25 protein-coding genes and 1 pseudogene are annotated in these 25,789 nt (G+C 73.4%); 18 read left to right on the top strand and 8 right to left on the bottom strand.

The annotated features are described in order from the left end of the window. From BLW78_RS14555 to BLW78_RS14545, 3 genes and pseudogenes are all read right to left on the bottom strand, one after another. On the bottom strand, nt 1-242 hold a 242-nt coding region (locus tag BLW78_RS14555; RefSeq protein WP_139307691.1), incomplete at its 3' end, for a transposase. 360 nt (nt 243-602) lie between these two features. Then, a pseudogene (locus tag BLW78_RS31645) lies at nt 603-751 on the bottom strand (FAD-dependent oxidoreductase); the annotation flags it as partial. 77 nt (nt 752-828) lie between these two features. Further along, nucleotides 829-1,326, bottom strand: coding sequence for a CinA family protein (locus BLW78_RS14545; protein ID WP_091680425.1), 498 nt, complete (start codon nt 1,324-1,326; stop codon nt 829-831). Nucleotides 1,327-1,429: 103 nt separating this feature from the next. Between BLW78_RS14545 and BLW78_RS14540 the strand changes: the two genes are divergently transcribed. Then, nucleotides 1,430-1,828 carry an MAPEG family protein gene (locus BLW78_RS14540; protein ID WP_091680423.1) on the top strand — a complete coding sequence of 133 codons (399 nt, stop codon included), beginning with the start codon at nt 1,430-1,432 and terminating at the stop codon, nt 1,826-1,828. 73 nt (nt 1,829-1,901) lie between these two features. Here the strand turns inward: BLW78_RS14540 and BLW78_RS14535 are convergent, their stop codons facing one another. Further along, nucleotides 1,902-3,233, bottom strand: a complete 1,332-nt coding sequence (locus tag BLW78_RS14535; protein WP_091680422.1) for a bifunctional 2-C-methyl-D-erythritol 4-phosphate cytidylyltransferase/2-C-methyl-D-erythritol 2,4-cyclodiphosphate synthase — start codon at nt 3,231-3,233, stop codon at nt 1,902-1,904. 171 nt (nt 3,234-3,404) lie between these two features. Here BLW78_RS14535 and dusB point away from each other — a divergent pair, with 171 nt between their 5' ends. Genes dusB through ntrC form a run of 3 tightly spaced genes read left to right on the top strand, consistent with a single transcriptional unit; the run spans nt 3,405 to nt 7,093 of the window. Then, nucleotides 3,405-4,439 (top strand): tRNA dihydrouridine synthase DusB, encoded by a 1,035-nt coding sequence (dusB, locus tag BLW78_RS14530; protein ID WP_091680420.1) that lies wholly within the window; start codon nt 3,405-3,407, stop codon nt 4,437-4,439. Beyond that, complete coding sequence (locus BLW78_RS14525) at nt 4,436-5,578, top strand: two-component system sensor histidine kinase NtrB (protein WP_020095410.1); 1,143 nt, start codon at nt 4,436-4,438, stop codon at nt 5,576-5,578. Before dusB ends, BLW78_RS14525 begins: the two co-directional genes overlap by 4 nt. Before the next feature lie 48 nt (nt 5,579-5,626). Continuing rightward, entirely contained in the window at nt 5,627-7,093 is a 1,467-nt protein-coding gene (gene ntrC / locus BLW78_RS14520; protein ID WP_012319142.1) for a nitrogen regulation protein NR(I), read from the top strand. A 100-nt stretch (nt 7,094-7,193) separates the two neighbouring features. Here ntrC and BLW78_RS14515 read toward each other — a convergent pair whose 3' ends face one another. Then, on the bottom strand, nt 7,194-7,463 hold the full coding sequence (locus tag BLW78_RS14515) for a hypothetical protein (protein ID WP_056532366.1): 270 nt from the start codon (nt 7,461-7,463) through the stop codon (nt 7,194-7,196). An 88-nt stretch (nt 7,464-7,551) separates the two neighbouring features. On the opposite strand from BLW78_RS14515, the gene BLW78_RS31375 reads away from it, so the two are divergent. The 10 genes from BLW78_RS31375 (at nt 7,552) to BLW78_RS14470 (ending at nt 17,109) form a co-directional block, all read left to right on the top strand. Next, nucleotides 7,552-7,725: a ribosome modulation factor gene (locus BLW78_RS31375; RefSeq protein ID WP_012319140.1), complete on the top strand. Its 174-nt coding sequence runs from the start codon at nt 7,552-7,554 to the stop codon at nt 7,723-7,725. Between the two features lie 107 nt (nt 7,726-7,832). Continuing rightward, nucleotides 7,833-9,023, top strand: coding sequence for a cystathionine beta-lyase (metC, locus tag BLW78_RS14510; protein ID WP_091680418.1), 1,191 nt, complete (start codon nt 7,833-7,835; stop codon nt 9,021-9,023). A 165-nt stretch (nt 9,024-9,188) separates the two neighbouring features. Then, nucleotides 9,189-10,910, top strand: coding sequence for a glycosyl transferase (locus BLW78_RS14505; RefSeq protein ID WP_091680416.1), 1,722 nt, complete (start codon nt 9,189-9,191; stop codon nt 10,908-10,910). Beyond that, nucleotides 10,907-11,698, top strand: a complete 792-nt coding sequence (locus BLW78_RS14500; protein WP_091680414.1) for a glycosyltransferase — start codon at nt 10,907-10,909, stop codon at nt 11,696-11,698. The genes BLW78_RS14505 and BLW78_RS14500 overlap by 4 nt, the downstream gene beginning before the upstream one ends. Beyond that, entirely contained in the window at nt 11,692-12,024 is a 333-nt protein-coding gene (locus BLW78_RS14495) for a lipid-A-disaccharide synthase N-terminal domain-containing protein (protein ID WP_020095404.1), read from the top strand. Before BLW78_RS14500 ends, BLW78_RS14495 begins: the two co-directional genes overlap by 7 nt. Beyond that, nucleotides 12,021-12,623, top strand: a complete 603-nt coding sequence (locus BLW78_RS14490; RefSeq protein WP_091680413.1) for a pyridoxamine 5'-phosphate oxidase family protein — start codon at nt 12,021-12,023, stop codon at nt 12,621-12,623. The genes BLW78_RS14495 and BLW78_RS14490 overlap by 4 nt, the downstream gene beginning before the upstream one ends. Nucleotides 12,624-12,769: 146 nt before the next feature. After that, nucleotides 12,770-13,666: an EamA family transporter RarD gene (rarD, locus tag BLW78_RS14485; protein WP_091680411.1), complete on the top strand. Its 897-nt coding sequence runs from the start codon at nt 12,770-12,772 to the stop codon at nt 13,664-13,666. A gap of 52 nt (nt 13,667-13,718) precedes the next feature. After that, nucleotides 13,719-16,109, top strand: a complete 2,391-nt coding sequence (locus BLW78_RS14480) for a response regulator (protein WP_091680409.1) — start codon at nt 13,719-13,721, stop codon at nt 16,107-16,109. Next, a complete protein-coding gene (locus BLW78_RS14475; protein ID WP_020095400.1) occupies nt 16,106-16,387 on the top strand; it encodes a hypothetical protein in 282 nt (93 codons plus the stop codon). Before BLW78_RS14480 ends, BLW78_RS14475 begins: the two co-directional genes overlap by 4 nt. Before the next feature lie 107 nt (nt 16,388-16,494). Then, on the top strand, nt 16,495-17,109 hold the full coding sequence (locus BLW78_RS14470; protein WP_091680408.1) for an NIPSNAP family protein: 615 nt from the start codon (nt 16,495-16,497) through the stop codon (nt 17,107-17,109). A gap of 66 nt (nt 17,110-17,175) precedes the next feature. Here the strand turns inward: BLW78_RS14470 and BLW78_RS14465 are convergent, their stop codons facing one another. Next, nucleotides 17,176-17,442 (bottom strand): GCG_CRPN prefix-to-repeats domain-containing protein, encoded by a 267-nt coding sequence (locus tag BLW78_RS14465; RefSeq protein ID WP_100252347.1) that lies wholly within the window; start codon nt 17,440-17,442, stop codon nt 17,176-17,178. Nucleotides 17,443-17,575: 133 nt separating this feature from the next. Continuing rightward, nucleotides 17,576-18,598: a P1 family peptidase gene (locus tag BLW78_RS14460; protein WP_091680406.1), complete on the bottom strand. Its 1,023-nt coding sequence runs from the start codon at nt 18,596-18,598 to the stop codon at nt 17,576-17,578. A 108-nt stretch (nt 18,599-18,706) separates the two neighbouring features. Here BLW78_RS14460 and BLW78_RS14455 point away from each other — a divergent pair, with 108 nt between their 5' ends. Further along, nucleotides 18,707-19,576 (top strand): NAD(P)-dependent oxidoreductase, encoded by an 870-nt coding sequence (locus BLW78_RS14455; protein ID WP_091680405.1) that lies wholly within the window; start codon nt 18,707-18,709, stop codon nt 19,574-19,576. 97 nt (nt 19,577-19,673) lie between these two features. After that, on the top strand, nt 19,674-21,392 hold the full coding sequence (locus tag BLW78_RS14450; protein WP_091680403.1) for a methyl-accepting chemotaxis protein: 1,719 nt from the start codon (nt 19,674-19,676) through the stop codon (nt 21,390-21,392). A 4-nt stretch (nt 21,393-21,396) separates the two neighbouring features. Here BLW78_RS14450 and BLW78_RS14445 read toward each other — a convergent pair whose 3' ends face one another. Further along, nucleotides 21,397-22,254 (bottom strand): S49 family peptidase, encoded by an 858-nt coding sequence (locus BLW78_RS14445; protein WP_091680401.1) that lies wholly within the window; start codon nt 22,252-22,254, stop codon nt 21,397-21,399. 246 nt (nt 22,255-22,500) lie between these two features. On the opposite strand from BLW78_RS14445, the gene BLW78_RS14440 reads away from it, so the two are divergent. Next, nucleotides 22,501-22,830 carry a hypothetical protein gene (locus tag BLW78_RS14440; protein ID WP_091680399.1) on the top strand — a complete coding sequence of 110 codons (330 nt, stop codon included), beginning with the start codon at nt 22,501-22,503 and terminating at the stop codon, nt 22,828-22,830. 213 nt (nt 22,831-23,043) lie between these two features. Further along, nucleotides 23,044-25,776: a DNA gyrase subunit A gene (gyrA, locus tag BLW78_RS14435; RefSeq protein WP_091680398.1), complete on the top strand. Its 2,733-nt coding sequence runs from the start codon at nt 23,044-23,046 to the stop codon at nt 25,774-25,776. Nucleotides 25,777-25,789: the final 13 nt, after the last annotated feature.

Below are 25,789 nucleotides of genomic sequence, written 5' to 3'. Positions count from 1 at the left end.
ATCTTGGCGAACAGCCGCTGCCAGATCCCGCGCTGAGACCATCTGTTGTAGCGGTTGTAGACCGTCGTGTGCGGACCGTAAGCGGAGGGCGTGTCCTGCCAGCGGCAGCCGACCTTCAGCACATGCAGAATGCCGCTGATCACTCGCCTGTCGTCGACCCGGGGCTTGCCCGGTTGGCCGTGCGGCAGGTGCGGCTCGATCCGCCCCCAGGCTTCATCGGAGAGCCAGAACAACCGTGCCATCGCGAACCTCCTGCGCTGGAAACCCCAATCTCAGGACGAAAACACGAGCAACAGCAGTTGGTTGTATGAGTTCCCTACCTAGCCGCCGTCCTCGCGCGCGCCGTGAAGCGACCCAGGGAAATGGGACGCCTCCGAATGTGGCGTTGCCCTGGATTGCTTCGCTGCGCTCGCAAAGACGGTGCGCAGGGATGGCGTCAGGCCCGCAGCGACACGCGCACATGCTCGGGCCGAACATCCATCCCGATCCTCCGCGCCGGCAGGACCTGAAGCCGCGGCAGGGCGTCGAGGAGGCGCAGGGCGAGCGGCGCCCGGACCGGCACGTCGGCCGCCAACGACGCGGCGATCACGCGGGACTGCATGGGGGAGGGCGCGGAAGCGCTCGGTGAAGCCCGGCTCGTCCATCGGCCGGAGGGGTGGATGGTCTCGCCGCAGAAGTCGCGCAGGAAGTCCGCGTGCTTCTCCAGAACGGTGACGTCGAGGCTCGCGCGGACGAAGAGCAGGCCCGCCATCGTCCGGGCGGGGCCCCCGCCGACGAGGCAGAGGCGGGTCGTCACCGTACCCGTGGGCCGTCCTTCCCGTGCCGCGATCAGTCGCCGAGGGCGTCCTCCAACAGACCGAGCGCGTCGGCCACGGCGGCGCGGCGGATGCCCGCGCGCCCGAGATCGCCGTAGCGCCGCTCCAGGTGGCGCGTCTCGCCATCTCGCCGACTGAGGCCGAAATGCACCAGCCCCACCGGCTTCTCGGCGCTCCCGCCCCCCGGGCCGGCGATGCCGGTGATCGCGACAGCGACGGAGGCCCGCGACGCGGCCAGCGCCCCGGCGGCCATCGCCCGCGCCACGGGCTCGCTGACCGCGCCGTACCGGCGGATCAGGTCGATGGGCACACCGATCGCCTCGGCCTTCGCGTCGTTCGAGTAGGTGACGAAGCCGCGCTCCAGGACGGCCGACGAGCCCGGCACCGCGGTGAGCAGCCCGGCCACGAGGCCGCCCGTGCAGGATTCGGCGGTGGCGACGGTGCGCCCGTCCGCCGCGTAGGCGGTCACCAGCGCCTCGGCCCGGGCGAGAAGCTCTGCGTCGTCGACCATCGCGAACGGGCTCCCCTCGGGCGCCGCCGCCCTATCTCCTGTTGTGACCCATGGCCGAGCCCGGCTCAAGGACCGGCGGCCGCCGACTGGAGACAGCCCTTCCATGATCTTCCCCGCGACCACGGCCTTCTACGCCGGGCTGCTCGCCCTCGTGTATCTCGGCCTCTCGGGATGGGTGATCGGGGCCCGCGTCTCCGGGAACGTGCTGCTCGGCGACGGCGGCGACGACACGGTCCTCAGGCGCGTGCGCTCGCACGCCAATTTCGCGGAATACGTGCCGCTGGCCCTGATCGTCGTCGGCCTGCTGGAGGCGAGCGGCGGCAGCCACGGGCTCGTCCGGGCGCTGCTGGTCGCCCTGCTGGTCGCCCGGATCCTGCACCCGATCGGGATGTTCGCGCCCCCGAACTCGCCGCGCCAGTTCGCCTGCCGGGGCGGCGGCATCCTGCTGACGATGGCGGTCCTGGGCGTCGCGGCGATCGCGCTGCTGGTGCGGGTGGCCTGACACCGAGCGCGACGCGCCCAGCCCTGGCCGCCCAGCCCTGGCCGCCCAGCCCTGGCCGCCCAGCCCTGGCCGCTCAGCCCTGCCGCATCGCCGTCTCGGCCTGCGCGTCGAGGGCGGGGCCGTCCTCCTCGGGCAGCCGGACCGTCGCGGCCGCCTGGGCGGCGAGCCCCTCCGCCCGGCCGACGAAGCCGAGCTTCTCGGTGGTCGTCGCCTTGATGGAGACCGCCGAGAGCGGGACGCCCGCGATGGCGGCGATGCGCGCGCGGATCCCCTCGCGGTGCTTGCCGATGCGGGGAGCCTCGGCGAGCACGGTGATGTCGAGGTGGTCGATGCGGCCGCCGCGGGCACGGACGAGGTCGCAGGCATGGGCCAGGAACTGGTCCGAGGAAGCCCCGCGCCAGCGCTCGTCGGAGGGTGGGAAGTGGGTGCCGATATCGCCGTCCGCGATGGCCCCGAGCAGGGCGTCGGTCAGGGCGTGCAGCGCGACGTCGCCGTCCGAATGGGCGAGCACGCCGCGGTCGGCGGGGATCTTCACTCCGCCCAGCCAGACATGGTCGCCGGTGGTGAAGGCGTGCACGTCGAAGCCGGTGCCGAGGCGGGTCACGTAGGTGGTCATGGCGCGGGCTCCCGGCGCTGGCAATGCGGTGGTCTCGGTCGCGAAGGCGCGGTCCGCCTCGATCAGGTCGGCGGGCTGGGTGATCTTGCGGTTGGCGACGTCGCCCGCGAACACCACCACCGGCAGGCCGGCCCATTCGGCGAGGGCGCCGTCGTCGGTGAAACCGTCGAGGCCCTGCGCGGCGGCGTCCCGGTGGGCGCCGAGCAACGGGCCGAACACGAAGGCCTGGGGTGTCTGGACCGCGCGCAGGTGCTCCCGCGGCGGGGTCTCGTGCACCCGGCCGATGCCGGGCGCGATGTCGACGACGCGCTTGACCGTGTCGGTGACCGGCACGCCGGGAACGGCCGCCCCGTGGTCGCGGCCAGCCGCGATCGCCCGGGCGATCAAAGCGGAATCCACGTAGGGGCGGGCGGCATCGTGGACGAGCACGATCTCGGGCGCGTCGCCGGCGGCCAGGGCCTCGAGACCGGCGCGCACGGAGAGCTGGCGCGTCGCGCCGCCCTCGACCGGCGGCGCGAGCTTGGCGCGGATCGCGGGCGCGAGTTCCTCCAGGCAGTCGCGGAAGAACTCCGCCGCGTCGGCGGCGATCACAGGCTGGATCCGCGCGATCGCGTCGTCCGCCGCGAGCGCCGCCAGGGTGCGGGTGAGGACCGCCTGGCCGCCGACTCGGCGGTACTGCTTGGGGGTGCCGCCGCCGATGCGGATGCCGCGTCCGGCCGCCACCACCACCGCGGCGACGCCGGCTCCCGCGCTGGCGGGTCCGGTGGCTGGCGTGCCGGTGGCGGGCATGGGCAACGAGCTCGTGACGTCCTGAGGGGCGGAATGGCGGCCAGCGCGCGGGCCAGGCGTGCCGCCGTGACCCTGCCGCGGAGGGTGCCCGTCGTTTAAGCGGGGGAGGGCCCGAAATCAACGCGCGGTCCCGCTTGCCAGCGGACCGGCTTTGCCTCATTGTTGTGCAGAATGACGACTGACCAATATTTGAGCGCGCTGCGCCGTGCGGGCGCGACCGCGGAGGGGGCAAACGGGACCGATCCCGCCCCGCTCTGCCTGCTCGCGCCGCTCTCGGGCGTCACCGACCTGCACATGCGCCGCATCGCCCGCCGCTGCGGCGCCGACGCGGTCGTCTCCGAGATGGTGGCGGCCCGGGAACTCGCGCGCGGGTCCGGCGAGGCCGCGATGCGCGCCGAGGGCTCCGGGGTCGACCTGCACGTGGTCCAGCTCGCGGGCTGCGAGGCGGGCCCGATGGCGGAGGCCGCCCGGATCGCGGAGGCCGGGGGCGCCGACGTGATCGACGTGAACATGGGCTGCCCGGCCAAGATCGTGACGGGGATCGCCTCGGGCTCGGCCCTGATGCGCGACCTCGACCACGCCGAGCGCCTGCTCGCCGCGGTCCGGGGCGCGGTGTCGGTCCCGGTGACGGTGAAGATGCGCCTCGGCTGGGACGACGCGAGCCGCAACGCCGCGGATCTCGCCGCCCGGGCCGAGCGGCTGGGCCTGAACGCCGTGACGGTTCACGGGCGGACCCGGCAGCAATTCTACAAGGGCAGCGCCGACTGGTCGGCGATCCGGGCCGTCGTCGCGGCGGTGTCGATCCCGGTGATCGCCAACGGCGACGTGACCGACCTCGCCAGCGCCCGCGCCTGCCTGGACGCCTCCGGCGCCGCGGGCGTCATGATCGGCCGTGCGGCGACCGGCCGCCCCTGGCTGGTCGGCCAAGTCGCCGCGGCGCTCGCGGGCCGGCCGGCCGCGGAACCGTCCCGGGCCGCGCAGGCCGTCCTGGCCGCCGAGCATTACGCGGGGCTGCTTTCGCTCTACGGCCGCGACATGGGCGTGCGCCACGCCCGCAAGCACCTCGCCGCCTACGCCGAGACCGGCGGCGCGCTGGGTCCCGCGGAACGCGCGACCCTCCTCACCACCACCGACCCGGAGATCGCGCTCAACCTGCTGGCCCGGGCCTTCGCGGGCGCGGCGAACCCCGTGCAGGAGGCCGCGTGAGCGACGAGCCCCTCCCGCGCGAACCCGGCACCCGGCGCGACACGGCCGCCGAGGCCGTCCTGAACGCGCTGCCGCTGCCGGTCCTGACCATCGGCGCCGACGAGCAGATTCTCCACTGCAACCACGCCGCGGAGGCGTTCTTCGACTACTCGGCGCGGCTGATGCAGCGTCGGCGCCTGCGCGACATCATCCCGTTCGCCTCGCCGATCATCGCGCTCGTGGCCGAGGTCCGACGGCGCCGCGCGAGCGTCAGCGAGTACCGGGTCGAGCTGACCCAGCCGCGCCTCGGCCTGGAGCGCAGCGTCGACGTGTTCGCGACGCCGCTCGGCGACGACGGCGAGGCCGTGGTGATGATGCTCCAGGAGCGCACCATCGCCGACAAGATGAACCGCCAGCTCACCCATCGCGGCGCGGCGCGCTCGATGGTGGCGCTCGGCGCGATGCTGGCCCACGAGATCAAGAACCCGCTCGCCGGCATCCGCGGCGCGGCGCAGCTCCTCGAGAGCACCGGCGCCGAGGAGGACCGGCTGCTCACCCGCCTGATCTGCGACGAGTCGGACCGGATCGTCCGCATCGTCGAGCGCATGGAGCTGTTCGGCGACGAGCGCCCCTCGGATCGCGGCGCCGTCAACGTCCACGGGGTGCTCGACCAGGTGAAGCGCTCGGCGCAGTCGGGCTTCGCGCGGCACATCCGGTTCATCGAGACCTACGACCCGTCGCTGCCGCCGGTGCTCGGCAACCGCGACCAGCTGATCCAGGTGATCCTGAACCTCGTGAAGAACGCCGCCGAGGCGATCGGCCCGGACGCGGTCGAGGGCGAGATCACCCTGTCGACCGCCTTCCGCACCGGCCTGCGCCTGCAGGTTCCGGGCTCCCGCGAGCGGGTCAGCCTGCCGATCGAGGTGGCGGTGCGCGACAACGGCCCGGGCATCTCGGCCGACCTGCTGCCCGACCTGTTCGACCCGTTCGTCACCACCAAGGCGCAGGGCTCCGGCCTGGGTCTTGCTTTGGTGGCCAAGATCGTCGGCGATCACGGCGGGATCGTCGAGTGCGATCCCGCCCCGCGCCGCACGGCGTTCCGCATCCTTCTGCCGATGTCGAGTGCCCGGGACGGGCGCGAATCGGCGGTCGATCCGTGATGTCGATCCCCGAATCCGGCCCCCCGTCGGAGGTCTGAGTAGAGAGTCATGCCGAACGGCCACATCATCGTCGCCGACGACGACGCCGCCATCCGCACCGTGCTGAACCAAGCGCTGTCCCGGGCGGGCTACGAGGTCCGCTCGACGGGCAACTGCGCCACCCTCTGGCGCTGGGTCGCGCAGGGGGAGGGCGACCTCGTCATCACCGACGTGGTCATGCCCGACGAGAACGTGTTCGACCTGCTGCCGCGCATCAAGCGGGTGCGGCCGGAGCTGCCGATCATCGTGATGAGCGCGCAGAACACCTTCATGACGGCGATCCGCGCCTCGGAGCGCGGCGCCTACGAGTACCTGCCCAAGCCCTTCGACCTGAAGGAGCTGATCGCCATCGTGGGCCGGGCGCTCTCGCGCCCCCGCGGCGCGGCGCCGGCCGGGGCGCCCCCCGAGAACGAGGACATCCCGCTGGTCGGCCGCTCGCCGGCCATGCAGGAGATCTACCGGGCGCTCGCCCGGCTGATGCCGACCGACCTCACCGTGATGATCACCGGCGAGTCGGGCACCGGCAAGGAGCTGGTCGCCCGCGCGCTGCACGATTACGGCCGCCGCCGCACCGGCCCGTTCGTGCCGGTCAACATGGCGGCGATCCCGCGCGACCTGATCGAGTCCGAGCTGTTCGGCCACGAGAAGGGCGCGTTCACGGGGGCGCTCCAGCGCTCCGCCGGCCGGTTCGAGCAGGCCGAGGGCGGCACGCTGTTCCTCGACGAGATCGGCGACATGCCCATGGAGGCGCAGACCCGGCTGCTGCGCGTGCTCCAGCAGGGCGAGTACACGACGGTGGGCGGGCGCGTCCCGATCCGCACCAACGTCCGGATCATCGCGGCCACCAACAAGGACTTGCGGGTCTCGATCCAGCAGGGCATCTTCCGCGAGGACCTGTTCTTCCGCCTCAACGTCGTGCCGCTGCGGCTGCCGGCCCTGCGCGAGCGCTCCGAGGACGTGCCGGACCTCGTCCGCCACTTCTTCGTGCTGGTCGAGCGCGAGGGCCTGACCCGGAAGACCCTGGACGGCGACGCCATGGAGCGGCTGAAGCGCTACCGCTGGCCCGGCAACGTCCGCGAGCTCGAGAACCTCGTCCGGCGGCTCGCCGCCCTCTACCCGCAGGAGACGATCACCGGCCCGGTGATCGAGGCCGAGCTCGACACGCTGCCGCTGGCGACACCCGCGGCGCCGGCCGCCAACGGCGCCGCCCGCAAGGCCAACGGCGAGTCGGAGACCCTGTCCAGCGCGGTGGAGCGCCACCTCTCGGACTACTTCTCCGGCTATCGCGACACGCTGCCGCCCCCCGGGCTGTATCACCGGATCCTGCGGGAGATCGAAGGGCCGCTGATCGGCGCGGCGCTCGCCGCCACCCGCGGCAACCAGATCCGGGCCGCGGAGCTGCTCGGCGTCAACCGCAACACCCTGCGCAAGAAGGTCCGCGACCTCGACCTGCAGGTCTTCCGGACGGCGCGGTAGGGCGATCCCCGGCCGATCCCAACAAATCCCAGGTCCCGAGGTGCGCGCGGCGCGCCCCGGGATCACGCGGAGGGTGGGATGAGCGCGCTCCGGCCCGCTCTCAGCGGCCCGGCAGGATCGGGTCGCCGCGCATCAGCGCGTGCAGCCGCTCCGTGTCGAACCCGTTGGGGATGCTGGGCACGGCCGGCTTCGGCGCCGGTGCGGCCTTCGCCGGAAGCGGGATCGACCCCGTCGCCGACGGCTCGGCCTGGGCGGCACGGACCACCGGCGCCGGCGCCAGATGGGCGAGCCGGTCGGCGCTGACGAGGGCGACGGTCGCCGTCGAGACGAGGACGAGGACGGCGCCGAGGAGGGAACGCAGGATACGCAAGCGACCACCCGGGACGCGACTTGAGACGGCAACAGATTTACGGCGCGGCCGTTAACGAAGCCCCACTCCAAGTCTTCGGGAGGCGATATTGACCAACGTCCAGGCCACCGCGAGCGACAGCCCGTTCATCCAGGGCCGCAACGCGCGCCTCTACGGGAAGCCCGTGAGCGAATGCCCCTATCCGGAGGGCTCCCAGGAGCGCGCCGCGTGGATGGAGGCCTACGAGGAGGCCGTGGTCTCGGATCCGCCCGAGAAGCCGTGACGGCGGAAAACGCGGCGGCTCGGCACTGCGAGCCCGCGCGTCCGGCTTGACCTCGCCGGGCGCGGCGCGCTTCGTGCGGTGCACCGCAACGCGATCTCCGAGCCTCGATGTCCCTGAAGCCCTCGCCCGACGCCACGCAGACCTTCGCGCCCGCGACGCGCCTCGTCCACGCGGGCCGCGACCCGGGCGAGCAGCACGGCTTCGTGAACACGCCGATCTACCGCGGCTCCACGGTCCTCTACCCGACCTACGACGCGATCAAGAACCGGCGCGGGCGCTACAATTACGGCACCTCGGCGACGCCCACCATGGACGCGCTGACGGGGGCCTGGACGGAACTCGCCGGCGCCGCCGGCACCGTCGTGACGCCCTCGGGCCTCGCGGCGCTCACCGTCGCGCTGATGGCCGCGGTGTCGGCGGGCGACCACCTCCTCGTCACCGATTCCGCCTACCGGCCGACCCGCCAGTTCTGCGACGGCGTGCTGGCGCGCTACGGCGTCGAGATCACCTACTACGACCCGGTCATCGGGGCCGGCATCGCGGCGCTGATGCGCCCGAACACCCGGGCCGTGCTGGTCGAGGCGCCCGGATCTCAGAGCTTCGAGATGCAGGACATCCCGGCCATCGCCGAGGTGGCGCACGCCCACGATGCCTGCGTGATCATGGACAACACCTGGGCGACGCCGCTGCTGTTCCCGCCGCACGCGCGCGGCGTCGACATCGCGGTCGAGGCCGGCACCAAGTACCTGAGCGGCGGCTCGGACCTGCTGATCGGCCTGACCTCCGCGAATGCCCGGTACTACCCGGCCGTGCGCCGCACCTTCGACCATTTCGCCATGTGCGCCGGCGCCGAGGACATCTTCCTGGCGCTGCGCGGCCTGCGGACGATGAATCTGCGGCTGCGCGAGCACGGCCGCGCCGGGCTGGAGATGGCCCAGTGGTTCCAGGCGCGGCCCGAGGTGCTGCGGGTGCTCCATCCCGGCCTGCCGGAGGATCCGGGCCACGCGATCTGGAAGCGCGACTTCGCGGGCGCCTCCGGTCTGTTCGGGGTGATCCTCAAGCCGGTGCCCGAGGCGGCGGTGGCGGCCATGCTCGACGGGCTGCAGCTCTTCGGGATGGGCTTCTCCTGGGGCGGCTTCGAGAGCCTCGTGATCCCCTTCGACTGCGCGGGCTACCGGACCGCGACCCGGTGGGCCCCCGGCGGACCGGCGCTCCGCTTCCACATCGGCCTCGAGGACACCGCCGATCTCAAGGCCGACCTCGACGCCGGCTTCGCGCGCCTCCGGGCGGCGTCGTAGGGCGGTCCCGTCCCCGACAGGCGGGGACCGGCGAACCTCAGGGCCGGGACGCGCGGCGGGAGCGGCGCCACATCCGCGCATCGTGATGTGCGTGCGCGCCGTCGCGGCCGGCGACGGCACCGCCGTATTTGACCTCGCGCCGCGTTCCTGATTGACCGGCCCGGCATGACCACGAGCCTCTCCGCCGGCGGCGCGCCGCGCCTTGCCCCCGTCGACCGGATCGGCCGCGGGCTCGACGCGCTGAGCCTCACCCACGGCAGGGCCGCCGCCGCCCTGCTGGCGCTGTGCCTGCTCCTGTTCCTGCCGGGCCAGATCTCGCTGCAGCCGATGGACCGGGACGAGCCCCGCTTCGCCCAGGCCTCGAAGCAGATGCTGGAGAGCGGCGACCTCGTGGATATCCGCTTCCAGGGCGAGGCGCGGCACAAGAAGCCGGTGGGGATCTACTGGGCGCAGGCCGCCGCCGTGGCGGCCGGCGAGGCGCTGGGCGTGCCCGGCGCCCGCACCCAGATCGCCCTGTACCGCATCCCGTCGCTGATCGGCGCCGTCGCCTCGGTCCTGCTCGCCTACTGGGGGGCGCTCGCCTTCCTGCCCCGGCGGTCGGCGCTGCTCGCCGCTGCCCTCTACGGCGCCTGCCTGATGCTCTCGGCCGAGGCCCACCTCGCCAAGACGGACGCGCTGCTCGCCGCCTGCGCCACCGCGAGCCTCGCCGCGCTCGCCCGTGCGTGGCTGGCGCCGCGGGACGGCAGGCCGGTCTCGCGGCCGACCTTCGCGGCGCTCTGGCTCGGCATGGCGGTCGGGATCCTGGTGAAGGGGCCGATGGTGCCGCTCTTCGTCGCGCTGCCGGCGCTCGGCCTGTCGCTCGTCGCGCGGTCCGGCCGCTGGCTGCTGCCCCTGCGGCCGGGGCCGGGCCTCGCCCTGACGCTCCTGCTGGTGGCGCCCTGGTTCGCGGCGATCGCCTGGAAGAGCGGCGGCGCGTTCTACGCCGAGGCGGTCGGGCACGACATGCTCGGCAAGGTCGGCGGGGTGGCCGAGCGGCACTGGGGACCGCCCGGAGCCTACGCGCTCGTGTTCTTCGCGACCTTCTGGCCCGGGGCGGCCTTCGCTGCCATGAGCCTGCCCTTCGCGTGGCGGGCGCGGCGGGAGCCCGCCGTGATCTTCCTGATCGCCGCGGTGCTGCCGGCCTGGCTGATCTTCGAGGCGGTGCCGACCAAGCTGCCCCACTACGTGCTGCCGCTGATGCCCTGGCTCGCGATCCTGACCGTGCTGGCGCTGAACCGGGGTGCGCTGGACCCGCGCCTGCGGGGCGCCCGCCTGACGGCCCTGCTGCTGCCGGCGATCCCGGTCGCCCTGACCCTCGGCCTCTGCCTCGCCGGCTGGCGCCTCGACGCCCACACGATCCCGTGGCCGGCCCTCCCGCTGCTCGCCGCCGCCTGCGCGGTCGCATTCCTGGCCTGGCTCGCCTTCGCGCACGGGTCGGCCGAGCGCGCGCTCGTCCTCGGCGTGCTGGCCTCCGCCCTGCTCGGGCCCGCGGTGCTCGGCGTGGCGCAGCGCTCGCTGCCGGCCCTGAAGGTCTCGCCGCGGCTCGCGGCCCTGCGCGAGCGGATGCCCTGCCCGAACCCGCTCGTGGCGAGCCTCGGCTACCGCGAGCCGAGCCTCGTCTTCCTCGTCGGCACCGGCCTCGCCCTGCCGCCCGACGGGGCCGCCGCCCGATCTTTCCTCGAGGGCGGCGGCTGCCGCCTGCTCTTCGTGGAATCCCGGGACCGCGACGACTTCAACGCGGCCTGGCCGGTCGGTCGGGGTGCGCCCGCGCCCCTTGCGGAGGTCGAGGGCTTCAACCTCAACACCGGCCGCCGGGTCTTCGTGACGGCCTACGCGGTGGCCCCGTGAGCGGATCTCTCCATCTCAGCGTCGTCGTGCCGGTCAAGAACGAGGCCGGCAACATCGCGCCCCTGGTGGCCGAGATCGAGGCCGCCTGCGCGGGCCTCGCCTTCGAGCTGATCTACGTGGATGACGGCTCCACCGACGGCACGCCGGCGGCCCTGGCGGCGGCCCGGGCGGGGCGCCCCTGGCTGCGGGTGCTGCGCCACGCGCGGAGCGGCGGCCAGTCGGCGGCGGTGCGCAGCGGCGTCCTGGCGGCCCGCGGCGGGATCGTCGCGACCCTCGACGGCGACGGCCAGAACGATCCGGCCTTCATCCCCGCGCTGCTCGAGGCCCTTGAGGCGGCGGGACCGGGGGCCGGTCTCGCCCAGGGCCAGCGGCGCGGCCGCAAGGACGGCCGCTTCAAGATGCTCCAGTCCCGGATCGCCAACGGCGTGCGCGGCCGGATCCTCAACGATTCCACCCGCGACACCGGCTGCGGCCTGAAGGTCTTCCGCCGCGCCGTGTATCTCAGGCTGCCGTACTTCGACGCCCTGCACCGGTTCATGCCGGCCCTGGTCGCCCGCGAGGGCTTCTCCGTCGTCCACCGCGACGTGGTCGACCGGCCGCGGCTGACGGGCGTGTCCAATTACGGCCTGTTCGACCGCCTCTGGGTGGGGCTTCTGGATCTCGCCGGCGTCTGGTGGCTGATCCGGCGCAAGCGCGCGGACCCGCGGCCCGAGGAGATCGCCGGCCCCGCCGGCGCGCCGGCGGAGCCGCCAGCCGGCCAACCCGCGGACCAGGACGTCGGATGCTGATCCAGCTCGCCCACGATCTGCCGGCCTATTTCTACGACGTGTTCGTCACCCGGCTCGACTTCTGGCTGGTGTTCGGAATCGTCGCCCAGGTGGTGTTCGGATCGCGCTTCATCCTGCAATGGATCGCCAGCGAGCGGGCCGGGCGGAGCGTGATGCCGCTGTCGTTCTGGTTCCTGTCGATCCTCGGCGGGATGATGACGCTGGTCTACGGGTTCGTGCGCCGCGAGCCGGTGATCATCATCGGCCAGAGCCTCTCCACCGGCATCTACCTGCGCAACCTCGCGCTGATCTTCCGCGAGCGCCGGAGGAAGCGGGGCGCCGCATGACACGGACGCCGCTGCCCGCCTTCTACGACGACCTCGACGCCACCTTCGCGGAACTCTGGCGGCTGCTGGCGGACGGTGCCGCCCATGGCCGTGGCGGCTTCCACCTGCCGACCCTGGCGACGCTCGGGGCCGACGGCGGGCCGCGGCTGCGCACCGTGGTCCTGCGCGCCGCCGACCCGGCCGAGGGGACGCTCCGGTTCCACTGCGACCGCCGCTCCGACAAGGCCGCCGAGATCCTGGCCGATCCGGCCTGCGCCGTCGCCGCCTACGACGCGGCCGCGAAGATCCAGATCCGCGTCGAGGGCCGCGCCGCGCTGCACACCGACGACGCTCTGGCCGAGGCGGCCTGGACCGGGTCCCGGGCGATGAGCCGGGTCTGCTACGGGGCCGAGCCCGGCCCCGGTACGTCGCTTCCGGCGGGGGACGCCTACAACCTGCCGGACGAGACCGCGGCCGCGACGCTCGGCCGGCCGCACTTCGCCGCCGCTCTGGTTCGGGCCGAGCGCCTTGATTTCCTCTATCTCGACCGCCGCGGGCACCGCCGGGCCGCCTGGCATCGGCTGGCCGGCGGGTGGTCCGGTGGCTGGATCGCGCCGTAGCCGGAGCGCCGTCCGCGAGCCGGGCCGCCCGGGGTCGGCTCGCCGGTCCGGATGGCAGCCCTGCACCGCCCGGCCTGTCGCGATCGGGCCGTCCGGGCTAAAGCCCGCGGACCCGGCCGCCCATCCGGGTCGACCGGGAGGACTCCGTGGGCCTCGTCTACGCGCTCGCCGCCTACCTGAGCTGGGGCCTCGTGGTCCCGGTGCATTTCCGGATGCTCGGGGCCTACACGCCGTACCACATCCTGTCGGAGCGGATCGTCTGGTCGAGCGTGTTCGCCGGCGCGCTGGCGCTGATCCTGGCGGCCCGCCACCGCCTCAACCTGCCGCTGCCGCTCCGGAAGCGCCACGCGCTGCTGGTGCTCTCGGCGGCGATGATCGGCGTGAACTGGCTGCTCTACCTCTACGCCGTCAGCGGGGGTCACCTGCTCGACGCGAGCCTCGGCTACTACATCAATCCCCTGGTGAGCGTGGCCTTCGGCCGGGTGGTGCTGGGCGAGCGCCTGCGGCCGGCGCAGGCCGTCGCGATCGGCATCGCCGCGACGGGCGTCGCCGTCGCGGTGGTGTGGGCCGGGGAACTGCCGCTGATGTCACTGTCGCTGGCGGTGAGCTTCGCCCTCTACGGGCTCGCCCGGAAGATCGTCGGCGTCGACGCGCTGGTCGGCTTCCTGGCCGAGACCCTGCTGCTCCTGCCGGCGGCGATCGTCTGGCTCGTCCTGTCGCCGGAGCCGTTCCTGCCGGCCGCGCCGGGGGACCGCGCCCTGCTGATGCTGACGGGGCTGACCACCGCGCTGCCGCTGATCTGGTTCGCCGCCGCGGCGGTGCGCCTGCGGCTCACGACCCTGGGCCTCCTGCAGTACGTGGCGCCGACCTGCCTGCTCGTCCTGAGCGTCCTCGTCTACGGCGAGCGCGTCGAGCCGCATCGGGCCCTGATGCTCGCGCTGATCTGGGTGGCGCTCGCGCTCTACACGATCGACGCCCTGCGGTTTCGCCGGCCGCCGCCCCCCGCGGCTGCGCGGTCGGATCCGGACGCGATGCGTGTATAAGGAATACTGGTTCGAGCCGCCGCGGGGCGGGTGACGGGACAGCGTCGGGTCGATGAGCGAGACTGAGAGCGGCCCAGGATCCGTCACGGAGGCCGATTACCGCAACCTCGCCGAGACGCTGCCGCAGCTCGCCTGGATCGCCGAGGCCGACGGCACCATCGTCTGGTACAATCAGCGCTGGTACGACTACACGGGCACCTCCCTCGAGGAGATGCGGGGCTGGGGCTGGCGCACGGTCCATCACCCGGACCACGTCGCGTCGGTGACCGAGCGCTACCGCGCCGCGATCACGCTGGGCCGGTCCTGGGAAGACACGTTCCCGCTGCGCGGCCGCGACGGGAGCTACCGCTGGTTCCTGTCGAAGGCGCTGCCCCACCGGGACGGATCCGGGCGGATCCTGCGCTGGTACGGGACCAACACCGACATCACCGTCCGCCGCGCGGTCGAGGAGCGCCTGCGCCATTCCGAGCAGCGCTTCCGGGCGCTGGTGGACGCCTCGGCGGCGGTGATCTGGAACACGGACGCGGCGGGCGAGCTGATGCCGCCGCAGGTCCGGTGGAGCACCTATACCGGCCAGACCGAGGAGGCCTACCAGGGCTGGGGCTGGCTGGACGCCGTCCATCCCGACGACCGGGGCCACGCGGCCGATGCCTGGGCCGCCTGCGTGGAGGCGCGCGCGACCTACGAGGTCGAGTACAGGCTGCGCCGGCACGACGGGGCTTGGCGCGCCATGGAGGTGCGCGGCGTGCCGGTCCTCGCCGAGGACGGCTCCCTGCGGGAATGGGTCGGCACCTGCGTCGACGTCACCGAGCGCAAGGAGGCCGAGGAGGCGGTGGAGCGCGCCCGACAGGCCGCCGAGGCGGCCAACCGGGCGAAGAGCCAGTTCATCGCCAACATGAGCCACGAGCTGCGCACCCCGCTCTCGGCGGTGATCGGCTACTCCGAGATGCTCGGCGAGGAGCTCGAGGATATCGGCCAGGCCGCCCTCCTGCCGGACCTGCGCAAGATCGAGGCGGCCGCCCGCCACCTGCTGTCGCTGATCAACGACGTCCTCGACATCTCCAAGATCGAGGCCGGCCGCATGACCGCCTCGGCCGAGACCTTCACGGTGGCCGACCTGCTCCGGGACGTCTCCGATTCCACCGGATCCCTGGTCGAGAAGAAGGGCAACCGCTTCGTCCTCGACGCCGGCGCGGCGGGCGAGGCCGGCCTCGGGTCCATGCACCAGGACCAGACCAAGATCCGCCAGTGCCTGCTGAACCTGATCGGCAACGCCGCGAAGTTCACCGAGCGGGGGATGATCACCCTGACGGTGCGGCGGCACCGGGACGCGGGGGCCGACTGGCTGTCCTTCGCGGTCGCCGACACCGGCATCGGCCTGACCGAGGCCCAGATCGACCGCCTGTTCGAGCGCTTCGTCCAGGCCGACGATTCGACCACCCGGCAGTTCGGTGGGACGGGCCTCGGGCTCGCCATCACCCGCGCGTTCTGCCGGACGATGGGCGGCGATATCGGCGTCGCCAGCACCCCGGGCGCGGGCGCGACCTTCACGATCCGCCTGCCCGCGACCCTGCGCCCGGAGGACGCGCCGCCGACCGAGGCCGAGGCGCACACGCCGGTGGAGCCGCACGAGGAGCACGAGACGGTGCTGCTGGTCGACGACGACCCGGCCGCCCGCGAGCTGCTCCAGCGCTTCCTGGAGCGCGAGGGCTTCCACGTCCGCAGCGCCAACGACGGCCGCGCCGGCCTGACGCTCGCCCGGGCCCTGAAGCCGCGGGCGATCCTGCTCGACGTCGAGATGCCGCGCATGGACGGCTGGGCGGTCCTGCACGCGGTCCGCAACGACCCCGACCTCGCCGGGACGCCGGTGATCATGACCTCGGTGGTGGCCGAGCAGGGGCTCGGCCAGGCGCTCGGCGCCACCGATTACTTCGTCAAGCCGATCGACTGGGACCGGCTCAAGGGCCTGATGGAGCGCTACCGGCCCGCGGCGCCGAACGAGGCGCGGGTCCTCGTGGTCGACGACGACGCGGATGCCCGGGAGCGCCTGCGCCGGTCGCTCGGCCGCGAGGGCTGGACCGTCGACGAGGCGGAGAACGGCCGGATCGCCCTGGAACGGGTCAGCCAGGCGCGGCCGAGCCTGATCCTGCTCGACCTGATGATGCCCGAGATGGACGGGTTCGGCTTCCTGCGGGCCCTCCGGTCGCGGCCCGACGGCGACGTGCCCGTGGTGGTGCTCACCGCCAAGGAGGTCACGGCCGCCGAGAAGGAGAGCCTGAACCGGCAGGCCGACCGGGTGATCGCCAAGGGCTCGATGAGCCTCGCGGAGATCGGCCGGCAACTGCGCGTCCTCTACGCGCGTTCGGCGACCGAGCCGGTGCCGGGGCAGCTCCAGGGTTTGCTGGATCGGCTCGCCGAGAAGGACGCGGGAGAACCACGATGAGCGCGGACGGGATCGATCCGGAGAAGGCGGTGGCCATCCGGCTGCGGGCGCGGCTCGCGGTGGTGGAGCGGGCGGCATGGTTCGGCTTCGTCCACGCGATGAAGACCCGGCCGGTCGAGACCGAGGCCTACATCGCCTCGGAGCGGGCGCGCTGCACGGACGGGTTCGGCAGCGGCGCCTGGGCCAAGGACCTCACCGACGCCGAGCGGACGATGCTCGCCGAGGAGGTCGACAGCGGGCTGGCGCAGCTGCTGGAGGATGCCCGCGCCGAGCTGTGAGGCTCGGCCGGCAGCGCGGAGGCTGGTCCGCGCGTCCCGATGGCAACGAAAGGCGTTCTCCCGCTTTGACGGCGTGACGTCGATGGGACGACGTCGCCGAGGCGCCCATGCTGTACGAACTCGCGACCCTCTCGTGCCCGCTGCTCGCGGTGGGTCAGGTCTCGGAGGGCGTCGAGGCCTGGCTGGACGATCCCGACGCCAAGGGCGAGCTGGTCGGCTGCTGGCGCAGCGAGATCGGGACGCTGGGGCGCCTGATCGTGCTGCGCGGCTTCGCGGCGCCCGAGGACATGACCGCCGAGCGCCGGCGAGCCCTCCTCAGCGCCAACCCGTTCAACGCCGGGCACGTGATCACCGCGCTGGAGATGGACAGCTACGCCCCGTTCCCCTTCCTGCCGCCGATCCGGACGGGCGACCGGGGCGGGGTGTACGAGATCCGGACCTATCGCCTGAAGCCGGGGGGCCTGCCGCCGACCCTCGCGGCCTGGGAGGCCGCGATCGGGCCGGCTCGCGCCTACACGCAGCACCTCGTCGTCAACCTGTACGCCCTCGACGGTGCGCCGCGCATCACGCACGTCTGGGGTTTCCCGAGCCTCGAGGAGCGGGCCGCGCTGCGGTCCCGCGCCTACGAGGCGGGGATCTGGCCGCCGAAGGGGGGCCCGGACCAGATCGCCGAGGCGACCGCGACGATCGCGCTCCCCCAGGGGCGCTCGCCCCTGCGCTGACCGCCATCCCTCGAGAGCCGCAACCCGCGCTGGCGCCACCCCAGGGGGCGGCGCCAGCGCCGTCACTCAGCGGCGGCAGACGCCCCGCGGGCCGCGATAGAGGCCGGGCGGGCAGCCGCGGGGAGCGCCGGTGACGGCGCGGCGGATCGCACCGCGCGGGCCGCGATTCAGGCGGCAGCCGCCGTAGGCCCCGCGATGGGCGCCGAACCCGCAGCCGCCGCGGACGAGGGTGACGGCGGCGTCGCCGCCGGTCAGCGGCGCCACGGGCATCGCCTGGGCTCCGCCGGCGAACAGTGCGACGGACGCGGCGACGATCAGGCCGGTCATTCTCATGAGATTCTCTCCCGCTGGGCACAGGGCGCGGCCCGGTGCGATCCGGGCCGCGTCGCGGCCTCCGGCCGCGGCCAGTAACCCCGGGCCTGCGGCATCGTTCCGCGCCGGGGCGGGGCGGGGCCGGCGCCGCCGATCAGACGCCGAACAGGTCGCGCCAGGCCGGTGGAAGCCCCGTGCCGGCCAGGGGCAATGACGGCGCGTGCCCGGGCAGGCTCGTCGCCGAGAACACGCCGCGGGCCACCGCCCGGGCCAGGACGCGCGCGGCGACGTCGCCGAGGCGGGCGAGGTCGACCACCGGTTCGGCGAGGGGCACGGCGCCGGTCGCCGCGGCGAAGACTAGGTCGCCGTCGAGGGGCGTGTGCGCCGGCACGAGCGCGCGGGCGAGGCCGTCCTGCGCGGCCACCGCGAGGCGCCGGCACTGCGCTTTGGTCAGTGCCGCGTCGGTCGCCACCACGGCCAGCGTCGTGGCGGCGCCCGGCAGCGCCCGGGCCGGGAAGGCGAGGGCCTCCGGCGGCACCCGGACCGGCGCGCCGAGACCACCGAACTCGTCGCCCTCTTCGAAGGGCGCCGCCCAGAAATGCGGCCCGGCGCCGATCGTCGCGTTGCCGAAGGCGTTCACGGCCGCGAGCGCCCCGACGCGGAAGCCCGTTCCCGGCACCTGCGCCGAGGCGGATCCGATCCCGCCCTTCAGTCGCCCGGTGCGCGCGCCCGTCCCGGCCCCGACCGAGCCCAGGGCGAAATCCTCCGCCGCGGCCGCGGCGGCCTCGAAGCCCAGCTCGCGATAGGGCGGATAGCGGCCCCAGGCCTTGTCCCCGCCGTTGGGGAGATCGAACAGGACCGCCCCGGGGACGATCGGCACCCGCATGGCGCCGACCGGGAAGCCGCGCCCGGCCTCGGCGAGCCACGCCGCGACGCCCGCCCCCGCGTCGAGGCCGAAGGCCGAGCCCCCGGAGAGCACGAAGGCGTCGACCCGCTCCACGGTGCGCTCGGGGTCGAGCAGGTCGGTCTCGCGGGTGCCCGGCCCGCCGCCGCGCACGTCGACCGCGGCGACGGCCGGCTCATCGAACACGATCGCGGTGACGCCGCTGGCGAGCCGCAGGTCGGTGGCGTGGCCGACCCGCAGGCCGGGAATGTCGGTGATGCGATTCTGCAGCATGGATCGAGCTTGCCACGCCGTGCGAGCGCCGCAAATCCGGCCGGGGCCGTTGACCGTCGCCCGGGGTTTCCCAGTTGGCAGACGGCACAGCGCGTCGAGGAGCACGGCATGGACGTCGGATTCATCGGGATGGGGCGGATGGGTCGCGCCATGGCGGCCAATCTCGCGCGGGCCGGCCACGCGGTCCGCGCCTGGAACCGCTCGCCGGAGGCCGCGCGCGGCATCGACGGCGTCACCCCGGTGGCGAGCGCCGCCGAGGCGTTCGCCGGGGACGCCGTGATCACCATGCTGGCCGACGACGCGGCCCTCGAGGCCGTGATCGTGGCCGGCGGCCTCCTCGACCGGCCGGAGCGCCCCGGCCTGCATATCGGGATGAGCACGGTCTCGGTGGCCCTGGCGAAGCAGCTCGCCGCCGTCCACGCGCGGGCCGGCGTCCCCTACGTCTCGGCCCCGGTCTTCGGGCGGCCGGACGTGGCGGAGGCCGGGAAGCTCAACATCGTTGCGGCGGGAGAGGGAGCCCTCATCGACCGCGCCGGCCCGCTCCTCGACGCGATGGGCGCCAGGACCTGGCGCTTCGGCGACGACCCGACGCGGGCGAACGCCGTCAAGCTCGCCGGCAACTTCATGCTGATCTCGGCGATCGAGGCCATGGCCGAGGCCTGCGCCCTGACGGAGGGCCACGGCGTCCCGGGCGCCGAGTTCCTCGACCTGATGACCAACACGCTGTTCGCCTCGCCGGTCTACAAGGGCTACGGCGCCTCGATCGCACAGAACCGCTACGAGCCGCCGGGCTTCATCCTCAGGCTCGGGGCCAAGGACGTGCGGCTCGCCCTGCAGGCGGCCGAGGGCGCCGGGGTGCCGATGCCCTTCGCCAGCGTGCTGCGGGACGGTCTCATCGAGGCGATCAGCCACGGCGACGGCGAGAAGGATCTGGCGGCGCTCGCCCGCGTCTCCGCCCGGCGCGCAGGGCAGGGTTGAAATCTGCGGCAATGGCTCGCCTTTATGGCGAACCTTAACCCGTCATTTCAACCTCACGACAGAGTGTCCGGCCGGCTATAGGCACGGATACCAATAGATGCGCACACATTCCTATTCGCTGCGCAGGATGACTCTGTCGACGAAAGTCATCCTGCTGGCGATGCTCGCCGTGACACTCACCGCCGGCGCCATCTGGATTACGGTCTCGCGACAAACTTGGTCGCAGATGGAGGCGCGCCAGCGCACCAACGGCGAGCGCAACCTGAGAACTCTGGCGCTCGTCCTGGCGGCGCGGGTCGAGGGCGCGGCGGCGGACCTCGACGGGGCGCGCGTCGCCCGGGTGTCGACGCCGAGCCTGTCGGGCTTCGCCGACGCCGGCGTCGTGGACGACGCGGTCGCCTACTCGGGCGGCCTGGCGACGGTGTTCAGCTACGAGCCCGCCTCCGACAGCTTCGTGCGGCGCCAGACCACCGTGCGCCGGGAGGACGGGACCCGCGCGCTCGGCACGGCGCTCGCCGCCGACAGCCCGGCCCAGGCCGCGATCCGCGGCGGGCGAACCTACGAGGGGCCGGCGACCCTGTTCGGGCGGCGCTACCACACGGTGTACCAGCCGACGGTCGACGCCGCCGGCAAGGTGAACGGCATCCTGTTCGTCGGCCTGCCGATCGAGATGTACTTCGACGCCCACGCCCAGACGATGACGAGCCTCAGCGTCGCCGCCCTGATCATCGCGGTGCTGGCCTGTGCCCTCGTCGGGCTGGCGGCGGCGCGGCTGTTCCGGCCCTTCTCGGCGATCGCGGCGCGGATCGAGGCCCTCGCGGCCGGCGACTTGGACTCGGCGATCCCCCACGCGGCGCGCGGCGACGAGATCGGCACGGTGGCGCGCGCCCTCGAGGTGCTGCGCGTCTCCGGCGTGCGGACCCGGGAACTCGAGAGCCTGCAGAGCGCGAGCGCAGCTGACGAGACGCGGCGGCGGGCCGCCCTCGACCGCGCCATCGAGGCGTTCCGCGGCCAGATCGTCCGCCTGAAGGACGCACTGACCGCCAGCACCGGCGCGATGCGCGCCCGGGCCGGCGAGATGGCGGCCAGCTCCGCCGAGGCGGAGGCCGCCGTCGCCGAGACCGAGCGCGGCTCGCACGAGACCTCCGCCAGCGTCCAGACCGTCGCGAGCGCCGCCGAGGAGCTCTCCGCCTCCATCGCGGAGATCGAGACCCAGCTCGACCAGGCCGAGGCCCTGGTGGCCACGGCCGCCGCGGAGTCGGACGCCATGAACGCCGAGATCGGCGAGCTCGCCGAGGCCGCAGGGCGCATCGGCGCGGTGGTCGGGCTGATCCGCCAGATCGCCGAGCAGACCAACCTGCTGGCGCTCAACGCCACGATCGAGTCCGCCCGGGCCGGCGCCGCCGGCAAGGGCTTCGCCGTGGTGGCCGCGGAGGTGAAGGCGCTGGCGTCGCAGACCGCGCGGGCGACCGAGGAGATCGGCAGCCAGATCGCCGGCGTGCAGGCCTCGACGACGGCGGCCGTGGCGGCCATCGGCCGGATGGGCGAGCGGATGCGGGCGGTCAGCGCCACCACGGGTGGGATCGCGTCGGCGGTCTCGGCCCAGGGCGCGGCCACCGCCGAGATCTCCCGCAACGTCGCCGACACGGCCGGCGCCACCGAGGCCATCGCGGGCGGCCTGACCACGGTCGCCGGCGCCGCGCGGCGCTCGGCCCGCATGGCCGCCACGGTCACCGAGGCGGCTCAGACCGTCGACGCGGTCGCGGCCGACCTCGAGGGCGAGATCGAGCGCTTCCTCGGTCAGGTCGCAGCCTGAGCCCTCAGAGCCCGTAGCGGGCGAAGGCCGCGCGCTCCGCGAACGCGGCCATCGCCCCCTCGGCCAGGTCGATCCCGCCCGGCGCGCCGCCCCGGCGCAAGATGCGGGAGAGCAGGCCGCCGCGCGCCTCGGCGACGAGGCGCAGGTCGACCTTCTCGCCGAAGCGCGCACGCATCGCGGTGCGCACGTCGCCCAGGGCGTCGACGAGGCCGAGGGGCAGCGCCTGCCGCCCGGTCCAGACCGCGCCGGTGAACAGGTTCTCGGACGTCGACAGGCCCGGGCGCCGGGCCGTGACGAGGCCGGTGAACAGGTCCTGCACGTCGGCCTGGATGCGCTTCAGGCGCTCCACGTCGGCGGGATCCTCCGGGCGGAACGGGTCGAGCATCGACTTCGCCTCGCCCTGCGTGTGCACCCGGCGCTCGACGCCGAGCTTCTCCAGGAGGGCGTGGAAGCCGAAGCCGGCCGAGACCACGCCGATCGAGCCGACGATCGAGGTCGGGTCGGCGACGATCTCGTCGGCCGCGCAGGCGATCATGTAGCCGCCGGAGGCCGCGACATCCTCCACGAAGGCGATCACCGGCACGCCCTTCTCCTCGGCCAGCGCCCGGATGCGGCGGTGGATCAGGTGCGACTGCGCCGGCGAGCCGCCGGGCGAGTTGATCACCAGCGCCACCGCCTTCACCCCCGGCATCCCGAAGGCGCGCTCCAGGCTGCCCGCGACGCCCCCGATCGAGAGCCCCGGCCGGAGCGGCGAGACCGCCCCGATCGTGCCCGACAGTCGGACCACCGCGACCCGCGGGCGTCGGTCCCGGAAGCGGCGCGGGAGGAGGGCGCGGAATGTGTCGGGGAACGCGAACGCCATGGGAGTCTTACGCGGCTCGTCGGGAAGCCGGGCGGGAGACGGCCCGGAAGCGCCTGCTCCGGAAACTGGGCGCTTTCCGGCCCCGCGCAAGGGCGGTGCGCGAGGGTGGTGCGCGAGGGTGGCGCATCTGCGCAGTCGGAACGGATCGAACCGTTTGCCGACCTTGGCCGTTTCAGGCGACGGCGCGAGCCTCGTGCCGGCCCGGATCCGCTGGACTCGGACGGGCGCTCACACGGGAGAGAAACGATGCGACCCTGGCCGATCCTGGTCCTCCTCGCCGCGCTGCTCGGCGGGCTGGCGAGTGCGCCCGCGCGCGCGGCGCCCCTGCCGGTCCCCGCGAGCGCCGAGGCCGCCGCGCCCGCCCCCGCGGTGCAGCAGGCCCACTGGCGCCACCGCCGCCACTGGCACCGCCGCCACCACTGGCGGCGCCACTGGCACCACCGCCGCCACTACTGGCACCGTCGCCATCACTGGCACCGGCACCACCATTTCCGCCGCCACTGGCACCGCCACCACGTCTGGCATGGCCGCCCGTACGGCCGCCCGTACGGCCACCGGCACGTCACGTTCTACTGAGCGCGGCCCTCCGCGTCCCGGCCCGATCCGGCCGGGACGCATCCCGGCCGGGACGCGCGCCGGCAGCCGCGCTGCGACCTTGCAGGCGGCCTCGGAAAACCTTATTTAACCGTCTGATATCACTGCTCTTCCGAGAGGCCGTTCCGGCGCATCGCGCGCCACCCGGGAACGGCCGTGAGCACCGCCCGTCCGGGCTTCAGAACGGATACCGACTTGGCCGAGAACGATCCGACTGGCGCCGCCCCGCCCGCCAGCGACATCCGCCCCGTCTCCATCACCGACGAGATGCGCCGCTCCTACCTCGATTACGCGATGAGCGTGATCGTGAGCCGGGCGCTTCCCGACGCCCGCGACGGTCTCAAGCCGGTGCACCGGCGCATCCTCTACTCCGCCTTCGAATCCGGGCACCTGCCCGAGCGGAAATACGTCAAGTCGGCGCGCATCGTCGGCGACGTGATCGGTCTCTACCACCCGCACGGCGACCAATCGATCTACGACGCCCTCGTGCGGATGGCGCAGGACTTCTCCATGCGCCTCATGCTCATCGACGGGCAGGGCAATTTCGGCTCGGTGGACGGCGATCCGCCGGCCGCCATGCGCTACACCGAATCGCGGCTGGCCAAGCCCGCGACCGCGCTGCTCACCGATATCGACAAGAACACCGTCGATTTCGGACCGAACTACGACGAGTCGCGCGAGGAGCCGACCGTCCTGCCGGCCCGCTTCCCGAACCTGCTGGTCAACGGCGCGGGCGGCATCGCGGTCGGCATGGCGACCAACATCCCGCCGCACAATCTCGGCGAGCTGATCGACGCCTGCGTGGCGCTGATCGACGATCCGGGCCTGACCATCGAGCAGCTCACCGAGATCGTGCCCGGCCCGGACTTCCCGACCGGCGGCATGATCCTCGGCCGGGCCGGCACGCGGCAGGCCTACGCGACGGGCCGCGGCTCGGTGATCATGCGCGCCAAGTCGCATGTCGAGGAGCTGCGCAAGGAGCGCGAGGCGCTGATCTTCACCGAGATCCCCTACCAGGTGAACAAGGCGACGCTGGTTGAGAAGATCGCCGAGCTGGTGAAGGAGAAGCGCGTCGAGGGCATCTCGGACCTGCGCGACGAATCCGACCGGACGGGCATGCGCATCGTCGTCGAGATCAAGCGCGACGCCATGGCCGACGTGGTGCTGAACCAGCTCTACCGGTTCACGCCGCTGCAGAGCTCCTTCGGCTGCAACATGGTGGCGCTGAACGGCGGCCGCCCCGAGCTGATGAACCTGAAGGACCTGCTCCAGGCCTTCGTGGACTTCCGCGAGGAGGTCGTCTCCCGGCGGACCAAGTTCCTCCTCGGCAAGGCCCGCGAGCGCGCCCACGTCTTGTGCGGCCTCGCGATCGCGGTCGCCAACATCGACGAGGTGATCCGCCTGATCCGGACCTCGCCGGACCCGAACACGGCCCGCGAGGCCCTGATGGCCCGCGACTGGCCGGCCCACGACATCGCGCCGCTGATCGCGCTCGTGGACGACCCGCGCCACCGCGTCGCCGAGGACGGGACCTACCGCCTGTCCGAGACCCAGGCCCGCGCCATCCTCGACCTGCGCCTGCAACGCCTCACGGCGCTCGGCCGCGACGAGGTCGGCGACGAGCTGAAGACGCTGGCCGACGAGATCGCCGACTACCTCGACATCCTGCGCTCGCGCGCCCGCATCCAGGGCATCGTCAAGGGCGAGCTCGCCGAGGTCCGCGAGCAGTTCGCCACCCCGCGCCGGACCGAGATCGTCGACTTCGACGGCAGCGTCGAGGACGAGGACCTGATCGCCCGCGAGGACATGGTGGTGACCGTGTCGCACGCCGGCTACGTGAAGCGTGTGCCGCTCTCGACCTACCGGGCCCAGCGCCGCGGCGGCAAGGGCCGCTCCGGCATGGCGACCCGCGACGAGGATTTCGTCACCCGCCTGTTCGTGGCCAACACCCACACGCCGGTGCTGTTCTTCTCCAGCCAGGGCCAGGCCTACAAGGAGAAGGTCTGGCGCCTGCCGATGGCCGCCCCGAACGCCCGCGGCAAGGCGCTGGTGAATATCCTGCAGTTGCAGGACACCTCCGAGCGCATCACCACGATCATGCCGCTGCCCGAGGACGAGTCGTCGTGGGAGACGCTCGACGTCATGTTCGCGACCGCGCGCGGCAACGTCCGGCGCAACAAGCTCTCGGACTTCACCACGGTGAACCGCAACGGCAAGATCGCCATGAAGCTCGACCCGGGCGACCACATCGTCCACGTCGAGATCTGCCGGCCGGACCAGAACGTGCTGCTGACCACCGCTCTGGGTCAGTGCATCCGCTTCCCCGTCGAGGACGTGCGCGTCTTCAAGGGCCGCGACTCGACCGGCGTGCGCGGCATCCTGCTGGCCAAGGACGACCGGGTCATCTCGATGACCATCCTGAACGCCTTCGACGCCAGCGCCGAGGAGCGGGCCGGCTACCTGAAGATGCGCCGCGCCGTGACCGGCGAGGCCGAGGAGAACGGCGACGCGGAGCCCGAGGACGGCGCCGAGGCGGCGGCGATCTCGCTCGACCGCTACAACGAGATGGGCGCGGCCGAGCAGTACGTGCTGACCCTGTCGGAGCGGGGCTTCGGCAAGCGCTCCTCGTCGTTCGAGTACCGGACCTCGGGACGCGGCGGGAAGGGCATCACGGCGATGCGGGTCAATGCCCGCAACGGCAGCCTCGTGGCGTCCTTCCCGGTCGAGGCCTCGGACCAGATCATGCTGGTCACCGACGGCGGCCAGCTGATCCGCGTGCCGGTGGACGACATCCGCATCGTCGGCCGCGCCTCACAGGGCGTGACGGTGTTCAACACCGCCAAGGACGAGAAGGTCGTCTCGGTGGAGCACATCGAGGGCGAGGACGAGGGCGCCGAGGCCGGTCCCGAGGGCGGCGAGGAGGCCTGAGGCGCCGCCCGGT

It is taken from the genome of Methylobacterium sp. 275MFSha3.1 (assembly GCF_900108435.1).
Classification (GTDB): domain Bacteria; phylum Pseudomonadota; class Alphaproteobacteria; order Rhizobiales; family Beijerinckiaceae; genus Methylobacterium.
Note: the sequence above shows the minus strand (reverse complement) of the source record. Positions and strands in the feature narration are given on the sequence as shown.

Coding starts and splice junctions, on each gene's coding strand:
- BLW78_RS14475 (WP_020095400.1), top strand. CDS start 16,106: ATGAGCGCGGACGGGATCGATCCGGAGAAGGCGGTGGCCATCCGGCTG.
- BLW78_RS14540 (WP_091680423.1), top strand. CDS start 1,430: ATGATCTTCCCCGCGACCACGGCCTTCTACGCCGGGCTGCTCGCCCTC.
- BLW78_RS14495 (WP_020095404.1), top strand. CDS start 11,692: ATGCTGATCCAGCTCGCCCACGATCTGCCGGCCTATTTCTACGACGTG.
- BLW78_RS14460 (WP_091680406.1), bottom strand. CDS start 18,598: ATGCTGCAGAATCGCATCACCGACATTCCCGGCCTGCGGGTCGGCCAC.
- BLW78_RS14490 (WP_091680413.1), top strand. CDS start 12,021: ATGACACGGACGCCGCTGCCCGCCTTCTACGACGACCTCGACGCCACC.
- BLW78_RS14465 (WP_100252347.1), bottom strand. CDS start 17,442: ATGAGAATGACCGGCCTGATCGTCGCCGCGTCCGTCGCACTGTTCGCC.
- BLW78_RS14455 (WP_091680405.1), top strand. CDS start 18,707: ATGGACGTCGGATTCATCGGGATGGGGCGGATGGGTCGCGCCATGGCG.
- BLW78_RS14505 (WP_091680416.1), top strand. CDS start 9,189: ATGACCACGAGCCTCTCCGCCGGCGGCGCGCCGCGCCTTGCCCCCGTC.
- BLW78_RS14480 (WP_091680409.1), top strand. CDS start 13,719: ATGAGCGAGACTGAGAGCGGCCCAGGATCCGTCACGGAGGCCGATTAC.
- BLW78_RS14450 (WP_091680403.1), top strand. CDS start 19,674: ATGCGCACACATTCCTATTCGCTGCGCAGGATGACTCTGTCGACGAAA.
- BLW78_RS14535 (WP_091680422.1), bottom strand. CDS start 3,233: ATGCCCGCCACCGGCACGCCAGCCACCGGACCCGCCAGCGCGGGAGCC.
- BLW78_RS14445 (WP_091680401.1), bottom strand. CDS start 22,254: ATGGCGTTCGCGTTCCCCGACACATTCCGCGCCCTCCTCCCGCGCCGC.
- metC (WP_091680418.1), top strand. CDS start 7,833: ATGTCCCTGAAGCCCTCGCCCGACGCCACGCAGACCTTCGCGCCCGCG.
- BLW78_RS14440 (WP_091680399.1), top strand. CDS start 22,501: ATGCGACCCTGGCCGATCCTGGTCCTCCTCGCCGCGCTGCTCGGCGGG.
- BLW78_RS14470 (WP_091680408.1), top strand. CDS start 16,495: ATGCTGTACGAACTCGCGACCCTCTCGTGCCCGCTGCTCGCGGTGGGT.
- BLW78_RS14545 (WP_091680425.1), bottom strand. CDS start 1,326: ATGGTCGACGACGCAGAGCTTCTCGCCCGGGCCGAGGCGCTGGTGACC.
- ntrC (WP_012319142.1), top strand. CDS start 5,627: ATGCCGAACGGCCACATCATCGTCGCCGACGACGACGCCGCCATCCGC.
- dusB (WP_091680420.1), top strand. CDS start 3,405: ATGACGACTGACCAATATTTGAGCGCGCTGCGCCGTGCGGGCGCGACC.